Source organism: Pantoea sp. FN0302, from assembly GCF_050113775.1.
GTDB classification, from domain to species: Bacteria; Pseudomonadota; Gammaproteobacteria; order Enterobacterales; family Enterobacteriaceae; genus Mixta; species Mixta alhagi.
The window spans coordinates 1935663-1950130 of the sequence record NZ_JBNJSM010000001.1 but is presented as its reverse complement, the minus strand read 5'-3'; the positions used below and the strand labels follow the sequence as shown (position 1 = coordinate 1950130).

The window sequence follows — 14468 nt, the reverse complement described above, 5'->3', positions numbered from 1 at the left end:
TGCCGGATTGCTTTGCGGCATATTCTGACTTTTGCCTGCAAGCGCCAACGTCGCTACCGACCCGCAGGATTTAACTTTATAATCCTTATGTTAGAACCAGCGCACAGATTGTACAGCTGAAATTTGCTATTACGCGCTGCGCCTGGATCTGCCACAAGCAATTACCGTACGGATAAAGATGAAAACGATTGAAGTCGACGAAGAACTCTATCGCTATATTGCCAGCCACACGCAGCATATCGGTGAAAGCGCCTCCGACATTTTACGGCGGATGTTGAAATTTACCGCTGGTCAGAGCGCGCCGGTTGCGGTTGCGGCCCCGGCACCTGCTGTTAGCGTGAGTCAGGAAAATGAAGTCAGCAAGCCAACCACGCGTGCGCAAGATCGGGTGCGTGCTGTACGCGAGCTGCTACTCTCTGATGAGTACGCCGAGCAGAATAAAGCGGTAAATCGCTTTATGTTGATTTTATCTACACTATATCGTCTTGATCCCGAAGCGTTTGCTGAGGCCACCGCATCGCTGCAGGGACGCACCCGCGTTTATTTTGCCGGCGATGAACAAACACTGTTGCAGCATGGCACCCATACCAAGCCGAAGCATGTTCCCGGCACGCCGTACTGGGTGATCACCAACACTAACACAGGCCGCAAATGCAGCATGGTAGAACATATCATGCTGGCTATGCAGTTCCCACCGGAGCTGTCAGATAAGGTTTGCGGCACCATTTAACTGAAGCGTCAGGGAGAAGCGCCAATGGCCAATCACCCCCGTGCCGGGCAGCCAGCCCAGCAGAGCGATTTGATTAACGTTGCACAATTAACATCCCAGTATTACGTTCTGCAGCCAGAGAAAGGGAATGCGGAACACGCGGTGAAGTTTGGCACATCAGGGCATCGCGGCAGCGCCGCACGTCAGAGTTTCAATGAAACGCATATTCTGGCTATTGCTCAGGCCATTGCTGAAGAACGTAAAAAGAACGGGATCGCTGGCCCTTGTTACGTGGGTAAAGATACCCACGCGCTGTCAGAGCCGGCGATCATTTCCGTGCTGGAAGTGTTAGCGGCCAACGGCGTTGATGTCATTGTGCAGCAGGATAACGGTTATACGCCAACCCCGGCCATCTCTAACGCAATCCTTGAATATAACAAAGCGGGCGGCGCTCAGGCTGACGGCATCGTGATTACGCCTTCCCATAATCCGCCGGAAGATGGCGGTATTAAATATAATCCGCCTAACGGTGGCCCGGCTGACACCAACGTTACCAAAGTGGTGGAAGACCGTGCGAATCAGCTGATTCAGAATGATTTGCAAGAGGTTAAACGCCTGTCGCTGGAGCAGGCCTGGGCCAGCGGCCATATTCAGGAAAAAGATCTGATTCAGCCTTATGTTGAAGGGCTGGCCCAGGTTGTGGATATGGAAGCGATTAAAAAAGCGGGCCTGAAAATCGGCGTTGATCCGCTGGGCGGCTCCGGTATGGAATACTGGAAACGCATCGCCGAGCATTATCAGCTCGATTTGACAATCGTTAACGACGCTATCGACCAGACATTCCGCTTTATGCATCTGGATAAAGATGGCGTGGTGCGCATGGACTGCTCATCAGAATGTGCGATGGCCGGTCTGCTGGCGCTACGTGATAAATTCGATCTGGCGTTTGGCAATGACCCGGACTACGACCGTCACGGTATCGTCACGCCTGCAGGTCTGATGAATCCGAACCACTATCTGGCTGTGGCAATCAACTATCTGTTCCAGCATCGTCCGCAGTGGGGCAAAGAGGTTGCCGTAGGTAAAACGCTGGTTTCCAGCGCCATGATTGACCGTGTGGTTAACGATATCGGCCGTAAACTGGTGGAAGTGCCGGTGGGCTTCAAATGGTTTGTGGATGGTCTGTTTGACGGCAGCTTCGGCTTTGGCGGCGAAGAGAGCGCCGGGGCGTCTTTCCTGCGCTTCGACGGTACGCCGTGGTCTACCGATAAAGACGGGATCATCCTCTGCCTGTTGGCGGCGGAAATCACTGCCGTAACCGGTAAAAACCCGCAGCAGCACTATGACGAGCTGGCAGAACGTTTCGGCGCGCCAAGCTACAACCGCTTACAGGCGTCTGCGACCTCTGCACAGAAAGCGGCGCTGTCAAAGCTGTCGCCGGAAATGGTAAGCGCGGCAACGCTGGCGGGCGATCCTATCACCGCGCGTTTAACCAGCGCGCCAGGCAACGGCGCTTCGATTGGCGGCCTGAAAGTGATGACCGAAAACGGCTGGTTTGCTGCACGTCCTTCCGGTACGGAAGATGCTTACAAAATCTATTGTGAAAGCTTCCTCGGTGCGGAACATCGCGAAAAAATCGAAAAAGAAGCCGTAGAGATTGTGAGCGCAGTGCTGAAAAACGCCTGAGTTTAATCGCTACGAAAAAGGCGCTGAATCTCAGCGCCTTTTTTTATGGCCAGCGTAGCGCTACGGCATAAAGCGATAGCCGATACCGGTTTCGGTAAGCAGGTGCGCCGGACGGGCGGGATCCTGTTCCAGCTTTTGCCGCAGATGGCCCATATAAATGCGCAAATAGTGACTGTGTTCCACCGCGTTCGGCCCCCAGACATGGCTTAACAGCTGCCGCTGTGTCAGTACCTTGCCTGGATTATTCAGCAGCAGCGCCAGTAAACGAAATTCGGTAGGCGTCAGATGCAGAGTCTCACCATTACGCACAATATGATGCGCAGCCAAATCAACCTGAACCTGAGCGAAATGCACCACTGGATCTGGCGTCTGCAGCCCTGTGTGACGGCGCAACGCAACGCGAACGCGCGCCAGCAGTTCACCAACGCCAAACGGCTTAGTAAGAAAATCGTCTGCGCCGGCATCCAGCGCCATGATTTTGTCCTGCTCCTCGCTGCGTGCGGAAAGCACAATCACCGGGACGCTGCTCCACTGGCGAAAATCACGAATAAAGTCGATGCCGTCGCCATCCGGCAGGCCAAGATCAAGGATAACCAGATCGGGTTTGCGGGTCGCGGCTTCCATCAGCCCACGCTGTAAAGTTTCGCTGTCATAAACGCGCAGGGCTTCGTTTTCCAGCGCCACGCGCAGAAAACGGCGAATCTCTTTTTCATCTTCAACAATCAGTACGCTGGTCAAAATCATGCTTCCCCAACGTCATAAAGCAATGACGGAAAGCGCACTTTAGCAAAACCCGCTGCGCTTTGCGTGGCAATCGGTTTTTCCGGCACAAGATGATCACTTTAAATCAACATTTATGTAACTTTATTACAGGTAAAATCAGAGGATGCACTTTTTTCCAGCGATCGAGTGGTCGGATGAGTAGTAAAATTACACAATGCGGCGTATGATGATTAACTAATGAACAATTATTCGCTGTTTAACCCTCCGGGAGGCCCAGGTGAGCTATTCAATTTACCCTTTGCATAAAATTATCCTGCGTCGCAGCGTTGTAGTGGTTATTGGCCTGCTGGCGCTTCCGGTCATGCTGTTTCGCAGCGATCGTGCACGCTTTTACAGCTATCTGCACCGCGTCTGGAGTAAAACCAGCACCAAACCCGTTTGGCTGGCGCAGGCTGAAGCCGCAGGCGGAGACATCTACTAGCCCTGGTTTTTTCCACGCCCGGTTCAGCCTTGATGATAACCGCTCACTGAGATCCCGCCCTGTTGGCGGGATTTTTTTGCGTTGTACCACAGCATCGCTGCATTTTCGGTGCGTCATTCAACAGCTTCAGCTACACTTAAACTTATACAAGAAGTTATGGGTTGTACAAGTATGAGTGAGAAAATCCCGGTAGGAATCAGCGCCTGTCTGTTGGGCGACAGCGTGCGTTTTGATGGCGGACATAAACGGCTGACTTTTGCCACGCAAGAGCTGGCTCCCTATGTACGCTATGAGCCCATCTGTCCGGAAATGGCGATTGGCCTGCCTGTGCCGCGTCCGGCCCTGCGTCTGGTGAAACATCAGGACGAGATTTCACTCTGTTTCAGCAAAAACGGTGGTGAAGAGATTACCGCTCAGATGCGCGATTTCGCCACGCGGAAAGTTGCTGAGTTGCATCATTTGTGCGGCTATATTCTGTGTGCCAAATCACCCAGCTGTGGGATGGAACGGGTACGCATTTATGAACCCGACGGCAAGAATAACCGCAAAGAAGGCATCGGGATTTTCGCACAGGCGCTACAGCAGGAGATGCCCTGGCTGCCAATGGAAGAGGATGGGCGTTTGCATGATGACACGCTGCGTGAAAATTTTGTCGGGCGCGTTTATGCGCTGCATGAGTTTAATCAGCTCTGGCGCGAAGGGTTAACGGCCCATAAGCTGATGTCGTTCCATACCCGCTACAAGCTGCTGCTGCTGGCGCATTCACAGCCGGAATATCGTGAACTGGGGCCGTTTGTGGCGGCAATGAACGATTACGCTTCGCTGGAGGCGTATGCCGTTGAATATCGCAATCGACTAATGAAACTCATGAAGCATCCCGCCACGCGCCGCAATCACACCAACGTGTTAATGCACGTTCAGGGCTATTTTCGTAAACAGCTGACGTCGTCGCAGCGGCAGGAGCTGGCCTCGTTGATCGATCGCTATCGTCAGGGAGTGCAGCCGCTGTTGGCCCCCATCACCTTGCTCAAACATTATATGAAAGAGTATCCGCAACAATGGCTGTCGCAGCAGCGCTATTTTGAACCCTATCCAGAAACGCTGCGCCTGCGCTACGGCCGCTGAGTTGAGCATACAGGAGAGGTAATGGCCACCCATTTGGTCTGGCTGCGCAATGATCTGCGTATCAATGACAACAGCGCGCTCTGGGCCGCCTGCCGTCAGCGCGATGCAAACGTCATGGCGTTATTTATCGCTACGCCGCAGCAGTGGCGTCAGCATGATATGTCGCCACGCCAGGCTGACTATATCTGGCACAGCCTGCAGCTCCTCCAGCAAGCGCTGGCGGCAAAAGGTATCGTTCTGCATTATTACCAGTGTGCTGACTTTAGCGCGTCCGTTGATTATCTGGCGGCTTTTTGCCGTGAACAGCAGGTTGATGCGCTGTTCTATAACTACCAGTATGAGTTTAACGAGCGGGAGCGGGATGCGGCGACGGAGCGCAGGCTGACGCAGCAGGGCGTCACGGTACAGGGTTTTGATGACAGCGTTCTCCTGCCGCCAGGCAGCGTCCGTACCGGCAGTCAAAAAATGTATAAAGTTTTTACTCCCTTTAGTAAAGCTTACCTGCAACGGTTGCGCATCTCGTTGCCGGAATGCCTGCCCGCGCCGGAACCGCGCAGCCAGACGCTGCCGCAGACGTTACCTGCATTAGCGCCCTTTGATTATCCCCGACAAGCGTTCGATCATCAGCTTTTTCCGCCAGGCGAAGCCGCGGCGCTACAGCGTCTGCGTGCGTTTTGCAGACAGCCGGTGCTGAACTATCCTGAACAGCGCGATCTGCCTGCGCTGGACGGCACCAGCAGACTATCGGTCTGTCTGGCGACGGGAACTTTATCGCCGCGCCAGTGCCTGCATCGTTTACTGCGCGAACAGCCACAAACGCTGGAACAGGGGCGGTCCAGCGTCTGGCTAAACGAATTAATCTGGCGAGATTTCTATCGTCATTTGCTGGTGGCTTTTCCGGCGCTGTGTAAAAACCAGCCCTTTATGACCTGGACGAAACAGGTTGCCTGGCAGGATAACCCTCACCATCTCACCGCCTGGCAGCAGGGAAAAACCGGCTATCCGATTGTGGATGCGGCGATGCGCCAAATGAACCGCACCGGCTGGATGCATAACCGGCTGCGCATGATTACCGCCAGCTTTCTGGTTAAAGATCTGCAGATCAACTGGCAACTGGGCGAACGCTATTTTATGTCGATGTTAATTGATGGCGACCTGGCCGCTAACAATGGCGGCTGGCAGTGGGCGGCCTCAACCGGCACCGATGCGGCGCCGTATTTCCGAATTTTTAATCCCACCACGCAGGGCGAGCGTTTTGACAAACAGGGCGAGTTTATCCGCCGCTGGCTACCGGAGCTGGCGAAGGTGCCGGATAGCGACATCCACGATCCGCACGGCTGGGCAAAGAAAAATAATCAGCGACTCGATTATCCGTCACCAATCGTGGAACATAAGGCGGCAAGAGAAAAAACGTTAGCTATTTTTGCCGCGGCGCGCAAAGCGTCCCATGTTATGCCCCTGGAGTCGATGAATGAACAATTTTGAACTGGAGAAAATCGTTAACCAACAGCTGAACAGCGCCGCCTTTAGCGACTATGCGCCAAATGGTTTGCAGGTTGAGGGGCGCGATGAGGTGCGGAAAATCGTGACCGGCGTAACCGCCAGCCAGGCGTTGTTGGATGAGGCGGTGCGTTTACAGGCGGATGCGGTCATGGTGCATCATGGCTACTTCTGGAAAAACGAAGCGCCAGTGATTAAAGGCATGAAGCGCCGTCGCCTGCGTACCTTACTGGCGAACGATATTAATCTCTATGGCTGGCATTTGCCGCTGGATGCGCATCCGCAATTAGGCAATAACGCACAGCTGGCGCAGGCGCTGGATATTAACGTACAGGGCGAAATACAGCCGCTGGTGCCGTGGGGAGAGCTAAAGGAGAGCCTGAGCGGAGCGCAGCTGGCGGAGCGCATTAATCGCGTATTAGGACGTCAGCCGCTGCACTGTAGCGACAACGCGCCGTCGCAGATTCGCCGTATCGCCTGGTGTAGCGGCGGTGGACAGGGCTTTATCGACAGCGCTGCGGACTTCGGCGTGGATGCCTTTATCACCGGCGAAGTATCGGAACAGACGATCCACAGCGCCAGAGAAAACGGGCTGCACTTTTTTGCCGCCGGTCACCATGCCACTGAACGCGGCGGCATTCGTGCACTGGGCGAGTGGCTGGCAGCGCATCATCAGCTGGATGTGACGTTTATTGATATTGCTAACCCAGCCTGAGTTCCTTGCGATTTTCCCCTGACGGCTCTTTTCCTGACGATGACGACGGCGTTTCCGTCGTCATTTTCGTAACTTCACCTGATGCAAAGCGGTTGACACGCCTGCCTCATCTCATCATAACTATCTGCTCAAAATAGATAAGTTTTAGCGACTTAGTGATAACAGGAGGTAAGTTTTGCAAAGAGCACGTTGTTACCTGTTGGGAGAACGCGCGGTCGTGCTTGAACTGGAACCGCCTGTATCGCTGTTCAGCCAACAGCGAATTTGGGGATTAACCGAACGCCTGCGTGACTATCCGCAGGTGCTGGAAGCGATCCCTGGAATGAATAACCTCACTGTCATTCTGCGTGACCCACAGCATCAGGCGCTGGACGCCATTGAGCGTCTGCAGACCTGGTGGGAAGAGAGCGAAGCCGCAGTGCCGGAATCGCGCGAGGTCGCCATTCCGGTGGTCTATGGCGGTGAGGCCGGCCCCGATTTGGTGGCGGTGGCGCGCCATTGTCAAATGACGCCGCCGCAGCTGGTTGAGGCGCACGCCGCCGGTGATTATGTGGTCTATTTCATCGGTTTTCAGCCCGGCTTCCCCTACCTGGGCGGGTTAGACAGCCGCCTGCACGCGCCGCGCCGCGCTGAACCGCGCGTGCTGGTGCCCGCGGGCTCGGTGGGCATCGGCGGCAGTCAGACCGGTATCTATCCGCTGGCCTCGCCCGGTGGCTGGCAACTGTTGGGACGAACCACGCTAGCGTTATTTAATCCTCAGCATCAGCCGCCCACGCTGTTGCGCCCGGGAGATAAAGTGCGCTTTGTGCCGCAGAAGGAGGGCGTATGCTGAAAATTATCCGTGCCGGAATCAATACCACACTGCAGGACTGCGGTCGTAGCGGCTGGCGTCAGCTTGGCATCAGCGGCGGCGGCGTGCTGGATGAACCGGCGATGCGCACCGCAAACCTGCTGGTGGGTAATCCGCAAACAGCGGCGGTGCTGGAAATTACGCTGGGCCAGTTTTGTGCGGAGTTCGATCGCGACGGCTGGTTTGCATTAACAGGGGCTGGCTGCAATGCCGATATAGATGGTCGCCCCGCCTGGACCGGCTGGCGTCTGCCGGTAAAAAAAGGCCAGCGTTTGACGCTATCGATGCCGGTACGCGGTATGCGCAGCTACCTGGCGATTAACGGCGGCTTTGATATTGCTCCGGTGCTGGGATCCTGTAGCACCGATACCAGGGCGGAATTTGGCGGCTGGCAGGGGCGGCGTCTGCAGGATGGCGATCTGTTGCCGCTGGCGGCACCCACGCATGATTTCAGCAAAACCGCCGGTGTACGACAGCTGTTGTGGGGCAATCGCCTGCGCGCGCTGCCAGGGCCGGAGTATCACGAGTTCAGTAAAGAGTCTCAGGAAGCCTTCTGGCGCGTTTCCTGGCGGCTCGATCCGCAGAGCAACCGTATGGGTTATCGCCTTCAGGGACGGCCGCTGACGCGCAACGTTAATCGCGAGCTGCTTTCACATGGCCTGTTGCCGGGCGTGATTCAGGTTCCCCATAACGGTCAGCCAATTGTGCTGATGGCCGATGCGCAGACCACCGGCGGCTATCCGCGCATTGCCTGTGTGATCGAAGCGGATCTTCATCATCTGGCGCAGATCCGTCTGGGCGAGCCGATCCACTTTATACACTGTACGCTGGAGGAGGCGTTACAGGCGAAGCGGCAGCAAGAGCAGGTTATTGAGCGCATGGCATGGGGGCTGGAAGATGAAAATTGATTTAAACGCGGATCTGGGCGAGGGCTGCAGCCATGACCGCGAGCTGCTGCAGTTAGTGACCTCAGCCAATATCGCCTGCGGTTTTCACGCGGGCGATGCGCAAACCATGCTGCAGTCGGTACGCTGGGCGCGGGAATTTGGCGTGGCGATTGGCGCGCATCCCTCTTTTCCCGATCGGGAAAATTTTGGACGCAGCGCTATGCAGCTGCCGTCGGAAACGGTCTATGCCCAGGTGCTGTATCAGATTGGCGCATTAAAAGCCCTGGCGGAAAGCGAAGGTGGAGAACTGACGCACGTTAAGCCGCATGGCATGTTGTATAACCAGGCCGCGCGCGATGGGCAACTGGCGGATGCGATTGCCCGGGCGGTTAAGGCGGTGAGCCCTGAGCTGCTGCTGGTGGGGCTGGCGGGCAGTGAATCGATCCGCGCCGCGCAGCATCACGGATTGCGCACCCGGGAAGAGGTCTTCGCCGATCGCGGTTATCAGGCCGACGGCTCGCTGGTGCCACGTAATCAGCCGGGCGCGCTGATTGAAGAAGAAGAACAAGCCATATCTCGTACCTTAAGCATGGTGCAGCAGGGAAGAATCGCCAGCGTCACCGGTGAGTGGGTAACACTGCGTGCACAAACCGTTTGTCTGCACGGCGACGGCCCGCATGCATTAACGTTCGCACGCCGCCTGCGTGACGCGTTTGCTGCGCAGCATATTACTGTTAGCAGCGAAATCTGACAGTGCACCCCTGATCGTAGCGGGGTTTTTTAGCAGGAGATACTATGCAACCTCTGGTAAGCCTGTGGCCCCTGTCGGGGATCGCAGCCATTGTTATCGGTTTTTTACTGCGTTTTAACCCGGTGCTGGTGGTGCTTCTGGCCGGTCTGGTCACTGGCCTCGCCGCGCATATGCCGCTGGCGGATATTCTGGAAAAACTGGGCTCGGGATTCCTGAATACCCGTAACCTGCCGTTTATTCTGCTGTTGCCGCTGGCAATAATCGGGCTGCTGGAGCGGCATGGATTAAAAGAGCGTGCCCAGGCATGGATCGCCACAATTAAAACGGCCACCGCAGGTCGCCTGTTAATTATCTATCTGCTGGTGCGTGAAGCCACGGCGGCGCTGGGGCTAACCAGCCTGGGCGGACACCCGCAAATGGTGCGCCCGCTACTGGCGCCGATGGCGGAAGGTGCCACAAAAAACCGTTATGGCGAGCTGCCCGCTGAGGTACGCTACCGTCTGCGTGCCATGTCAGCGGCAACCGATAACGTTGGGCTCTTTTTTGGCGAAGATATTTTTGTCGCCTTTGGTGCCATTATTTTCATGCATAACTTTATGCTGGAATCGGGCGGTATCCACACCGAGCCATTGCACATTGCGCTATGGGGCATTCCTACAGCGGTGTGCGCCTTTATTATCCACGCTCTGCGTCTGCGTCGGCTGGATAAGAAACTGGCGGCAGAGCTAAGCGCGCTAAATCAGGCGGCGCTGCAGCAGAAGGAGGGCCGCTAATGTTTCAGCAACAGTATCTGTTTTATCTGGCCGGATTGATTTTGCTGGTAGTGGCGCTGATGTCATGGCGTGATAAGGCCAATCCGCGACGTTTTACCACCGGGCTATTCTGGGGCCTGTATGGCCTGATCTTTTTTATCGGTGACTGGGCATATCAACTGGCGACGCAGTTAACCGGATCCGGCGAGGCTGGCGCGCGTAATCTGCATATTTTTGTTGGCGTGCTGGTGATGTTAATGGGCGTGATTGCTGGCCTGGGCGGGTTAAAACTCGGGCGCTATCACCAGCGCAGCGAAGAAGAACGTCAGCAAAGCGCCAGTCGGCTGGGCAATCGCCTGTTCCTGCCGGCGCTCTCTATTCCGCTGGTTACGGTAGCGGGCGTGCTGGCGTTTAACCATATTGCCGGGCTGGAAACGCTGGTGTTCGGCACCGGCAACCACGCTACGTTGGTCACGCTCTTTTCAATGTCCGTGGGCTGTTTGGTGGGCTGGCTGGTGGCATTGAAAATCAGCCATGAGCGTCCGGCGCAATCGTTGCAGGAAGCGCGCCGCCTGCTGGACTCCATCGGCTGGGCCTTTGTTTTGCCGCAGCTCCTTGCCACCCTGGGCTTGCTGTTTACCACTGCAGGCGTTGGCAGCGCGATCGCTCACCTCACGGGGGAATATCTGGCGGTGGATAATCGTATGATTGCCGTAGCGGTCTATGTGACTGGTATGGCGCTGCTGACCATGATTATGGGCAATGCCTTTGCTGCGTTTCCCATTGTCACTGCCGGTATCGGTATTCCGATCCTGGTGCTGCAGCACGGCGGCAACCCGGCCGTTATGGCCGCTATTGGGATGTTTTCCGGCTACTGCGGCACCCTGATGACGCCGATGGCAGCCAATTTTAATCTTGTTCCTGCGGCGTTACTGGAGCTGCCGGATCGCAATGCGGTCATCAAGGCGCAGACGCCTACCGGCGTGCTACTGTTAATTGTGAACATATTCCTGCTCTATTTCCTGATGTTCCTGTGAGGCGATAATGAGAAAAGTACTGATTACGGCGTTTGAGCCTTTTGGCGGTGAGCAGATGAACCCTTCATGGGAAGCGGTGCGTCAGCTGCATGAGCGTATGCTGTGCGGTTTTCAGGTAGTAGCCAAAGAGTTGCCCTGCGTCTTTGGCGATGCGCTCACTACGCTTTACGCTGAAATGGAGGCACTGCAGCCAGAATTAATTATTGCGGTAGGGCAGGCGGGTGGGCGCGCCGATATTTCCGTAGAGCGCATCGGTATCAACATTAACGATGCGCGTATCCCTGATAACAAGGGTAATCAGCCCATTGATGAACCGATTATTCCCGGCGGTCCGGCCGCCTACTTTTCAACCCTGCCAATTAAGGCGATTGTTGAAGGGATACGTGAAGCTGGCATTCCCGCATCGGTATCACAAACGGCAGGTACCGACGTCTGCAATCATGTGATGTATGGGCTGCTGCATCGTCTTGCTCAACAGGGCAACGGGGTGCGCGGTGGGTTTATTCATATTCCTTATCTGCCGGAACAGGCGATTAACCATCCCGGCGCGCCGAGCATGGCGGCACAAACCGTGATTCTGGCGCTGGAAATGGCGATTACCATTGCGCTACGAACTGAACAGGATTTGCGTCTGGTTGGCGGCGCAACGCACTAACAGGATATCTCTATGCCAGAAGGACCCGAGATCCGTCGGGCGGCGGATCGGCTGGAAAAAGCCATCGCGGGCAAGCCCCTGACGGAGGTCTGGTTTGCTTTTCCGCAGCTAAAAACTTATGAAAACGCGTTAATTGGTGAAACGATCACCGCCATTGAAACCCGAGGCAAAGCGCTGCTAACCCACTTTTCCAACGGATTAACGCTTTACAGCCATAACCAGCTCTATGGCGTCTGGCGGGTGATCAAAACCGGTAGCGAGCCGGCAACGCAGCGCATATTACGGGTGCGTCTCGGCTGCGCCGACCAAACGATTTTGCTCTATAGCGCGTCTGATATTGAAATGCACAACAGCGACACGCTGGCGGCGCATCCTTTTTTGCAGCGCATCGGGCCCGATGTTCTGGATATGACGCTTACCGAAGAAGAGGTGTGCGAGCGCCTGCTTTCACCGCGCTTTCGTCGGCGTCAGTTCAGCGGGCTGTTGCTGGATCAGGCTTTTCTGGCGGGCTTAGGCAATTACCTGCGTGTGGAGATTTTATGGGACGCAGCGCTGGCACCGCAGCATCGGGCGCAGGATTTAACCGGGGCGCAGCTACAGCGCCTGGCGCATGCGCTGTTGGCGATTCCGCGTCACTCTTATCGGATGCGTGGCACCATGAAGAGCGCACATCACGGCGCGGCCTTTCGTTTTAAAGTCTTTCATCGGGCTGGCAAACCCTGTGAGCGCTGCGGCGGAATCATTGAAAAAAGCACGCTTTCATCGCGTCCTTTTTACTGGTGCCCCGGCTGTCAACATTAATCTGTTAGCGCTAATAAAAAAGGGCCCGCAGGCCCTTCAGACGCCGGGCGATCGCCGGAACAAATTTTAAGGGCCCGCAGGCCCTTTTTCTTTGGCAGGAAAATTATTTCTGCAGCTGGGATTCGAACTCACGCTGTGCGTAACCGGTATAGAGCTGACGCGGACGGGCAATTTTCATGCCTTCGTCATGCATCTCTTTCCAGTGGGCAATCCAGCCAACGGTACGCGCCATGGCAAAAATCACGGTGAACATAGAAGAGGGGATGCCCATCGCTTTCAGAATAATGCCAGAGTAGAAATCGACGTTCGGATAGAGTTTGCGCTCAATAAAGTATGGGTCGTTCAGCGCAATATGCTCCAGCTCCATCGCCACTTCCAGCAGGTCATCTTTCATACCCAGCTCATTCAGCACTTCATGACAGGTATCGCGCATAACGGTTGCACGCGGATCGTAGTTTTTATAAACACGATGACCGAAGCCCATCAGGCGGAAAGAGTCATTCTTATCTTTCGCACGCCTTACAAATTCCGGGATATGCTCTTTATGGCTAATCTCTTCCAGCATGCGCAGACAGGCTTCGTTTGCGCCGCCGTGCGCCGGTCCCCATAGCGAGGCGATACCGGCAGCGATACAGGCGAACGGGTTAGCGCCGGACGATCCTGCGGTACGTACCGTTGAAGTGGAGGCGTTCTGCTCATGATCCGCGTGCAGGATCAGAATACGATCCATGGCGCGCTCCAGCACCGGGTTCACTTTATACTCTTCACACGGGGTAGCGAACATCATATGCAGGAAGTTACCGGCATAAGAGAGGTCATTGCGCGGATAGACGAACGGCTGGCCAATCGAATATTTGTAACACATGGCTGCCATGGTCGGCATTTTAGAGAGCAAGCGGAACGCCGCAATTTCACGGTGACGCTCAATATTCACGTCCATTGAGTCATGGTAGAACGCCGCCAGCGCGCCGGTGACGCCGCACATAACCGCCATCGGATGCGAGTCGCGACGGAAGCCATGAAACAGACGGGTAATCTGCTCATGAATCATGGTATGGCGCGTAACCGTGATACGAAACTCTTCAAACTGTTCTGGCGTCGGCGCTTCACCATTCAACAGGATGTAACAGACTTCCAGATAATTAGAGTGGGTAGCGAGTTGGTCGATGGGATAGCCACGATGGAGCAGAATGCCTTCATCACCATCAATATAGGTAATTTTGGATTCGCAGGACGCAGTAGAGGTAAAACCAGGGTCAAACGTAAACAAACCCTGTGAGCCAAGGCTTCGGACATCGACAACATCCTGGCCCAGCGTGCCCTGTAGCACGTCCAGCTCAACAGGAGCTTCACCGTCAAGGGTGAGCGTCACTTTTTTATCAGCCATTTACAGTCTCCTTAGCGCCATATTTGTAGGATCTTTGACACCGAAGTTACCATCATGCTGCAAATTGCGTGAAGTAATTGCAGACTATCTACTCTGTGGCATGTTTTGCTTGCAGGGTACAGAGTGACGGGCGCAGTCGGAAGTTTCCGACAGCCACGATGCTAATGCGTTCTGTGGTTGTTAAAGATCCGTGCTGGTCATTATGAATCTTAACTAATAACCTGATGCGTTTAGCAATTTATTTCATCACTGTTACATAACTTGCGTTGAGGGGTAAAGTGTATCCCCATAACTTTTGCGCATCATAGGACTTTCGTGCGTTAGTTTGTAACTGAATTGTTGAAGTTTTGTCAAATCAGATAATTGAATTTGTTTAAAATATGAAAACCGTGAGGTTGATCACTGTTCC

Annotated in this window: 15 protein-coding genes; 13 read left to right on the top strand and 2 right to left on the bottom strand. The window is 55.0% G+C overall.

What is annotated here, in order from left to right; genetic code table 11:
* Positions 1-178 precede the first annotated feature (178 nt).
* Together seqA and pgm are read left to right on the top strand one after the other, a co-directional pair.
* Positions 179-730 (top strand): replication initiation negative regulator SeqA, encoded by a 552-nt coding sequence (gene seqA, locus ACQE32_RS09145; RefSeq protein ID WP_426974100.1) that lies wholly within the window; start codon positions 179-181, stop codon positions 728-730.
* A 24-nt stretch (positions 731-754) separates the two neighbouring features.
* Positions 755-2395 (top strand): phosphoglucomutase (alpha-D-glucose-1,6-bisphosphate-dependent), encoded by a 1641-nt coding sequence (gene pgm / locus ACQE32_RS09140; RefSeq protein ID WP_250652117.1) that lies wholly within the window; start codon positions 755-757, stop codon positions 2393-2395.
* A 60-nt stretch (positions 2396-2455) separates the two neighbouring features.
* On the opposite strand, the gene kdpE is transcribed toward pgm, so the two are convergent.
* Entirely contained in the window at positions 2456-3133 is a 678-nt protein-coding gene (gene kdpE, locus ACQE32_RS09135; RefSeq protein WP_250652687.1) for a two-component system response regulator KdpE, read from the bottom strand.
* A gap of 262 nt (positions 3134-3395) precedes the next feature.
* Between kdpE and ACQE32_RS09130 the strand changes: the two genes are divergently transcribed.
* The 11 genes from ACQE32_RS09130 to nei all read left to right on the top strand — a co-directional run bounded on the left by ACQE32_RS09130 (position 3396) and on the right by nei (position 12672).
* Positions 3396-3599 (top strand): YbfA family protein, encoded by a 204-nt coding sequence (locus tag ACQE32_RS09130; RefSeq protein WP_250652118.1) that lies wholly within the window; start codon positions 3396-3398, stop codon positions 3597-3599.
* Between the two features lie 171 nt (positions 3600-3770).
* Positions 3771-4724 (top strand): YbgA family protein, encoded by a 954-nt coding sequence (locus tag ACQE32_RS09125; protein WP_426974101.1) that lies wholly within the window; start codon positions 3771-3773, stop codon positions 4722-4724.
* 21 nt (positions 4725-4745) lie between these two features.
* Positions 4746-6209 carry a deoxyribodipyrimidine photo-lyase gene (gene phrB / locus ACQE32_RS09120; RefSeq protein ID WP_427021658.1) on the top strand — a complete coding sequence of 488 codons (1464 nt, stop codon included), beginning with the start codon at positions 4746-4748 and terminating at the stop codon, positions 6207-6209.
* Positions 6196-6939: a type 2 GTP cyclohydrolase I gene (locus ACQE32_RS09115; protein WP_250652121.1), complete on the top strand. Its 744-nt coding sequence runs from the start codon at positions 6196-6198 to the stop codon at positions 6937-6939. The genes phrB and ACQE32_RS09115 overlap by 14 nt, the downstream gene beginning before the upstream one ends.
* Positions 6940-7114: 175 nt before the next feature.
* Positions 7115-7771, top strand: coding sequence for a 5-oxoprolinase subunit PxpB (gene pxpB / locus ACQE32_RS09110; RefSeq protein ID WP_427021657.1), 657 nt, complete (start codon positions 7115-7117; stop codon positions 7769-7771).
* The gene (gene pxpC, locus ACQE32_RS09105; protein WP_427021656.1) at positions 7765-8697 is read left to right on the top strand and encodes a 5-oxoprolinase subunit PxpC; all 933 of its coding nucleotides are present in this window, start codon (positions 7765-7767) and stop codon (positions 8695-8697) included. The genes pxpB and pxpC overlap by 7 nt, the downstream gene beginning before the upstream one ends.
* A complete protein-coding gene (gene pxpA, locus ACQE32_RS09100) occupies positions 8687-9427 on the top strand; it encodes a 5-oxoprolinase subunit PxpA (RefSeq protein WP_427021655.1) in 741 nt (246 codons plus the stop codon). Before pxpC ends, pxpA begins: the two co-directional genes overlap by 11 nt.
* A gap of 44 nt (positions 9428-9471) precedes the next feature.
* Positions 9472-10200 (top strand): DUF969 domain-containing protein, encoded by a 729-nt coding sequence (locus ACQE32_RS09095; protein WP_427021654.1) that lies wholly within the window; start codon positions 9472-9474, stop codon positions 10198-10200.
* Positions 10200-11216, top strand: coding sequence for a DUF979 domain-containing protein (locus tag ACQE32_RS09090; protein WP_427021653.1), 1017 nt, complete (start codon positions 10200-10202; stop codon positions 11214-11216). The genes ACQE32_RS09095 and ACQE32_RS09090 overlap by 1 nt, the downstream gene beginning before the upstream one ends.
* 7 nt (positions 11217-11223) lie before the next feature.
* Positions 11224-11871 (top strand): pyroglutamyl-peptidase I, encoded by a 648-nt coding sequence (pcp, locus tag ACQE32_RS09085; protein WP_426981015.1) that lies wholly within the window; start codon positions 11224-11226, stop codon positions 11869-11871.
* A 12-nt stretch (positions 11872-11883) separates the two neighbouring features.
* Positions 11884-12672: an endonuclease VIII gene (nei, locus tag ACQE32_RS09080; RefSeq protein ID WP_426974109.1), complete on the top strand. Its 789-nt coding sequence runs from the start codon at positions 11884-11886 to the stop codon at positions 12670-12672.
* A 103-nt stretch (positions 12673-12775) separates the two neighbouring features.
* On the opposite strand, the gene ACQE32_RS09075 is transcribed toward nei, so the two are convergent.
* Positions 12776-14059 carry a citrate synthase gene (locus ACQE32_RS09075; RefSeq protein ID WP_085067587.1) on the bottom strand — a complete coding sequence of 428 codons (1284 nt, stop codon included), beginning with the start codon at positions 14057-14059 and terminating at the stop codon, positions 12776-12778.
* Positions 14060-14468 lie beyond the last annotated feature (409 nt).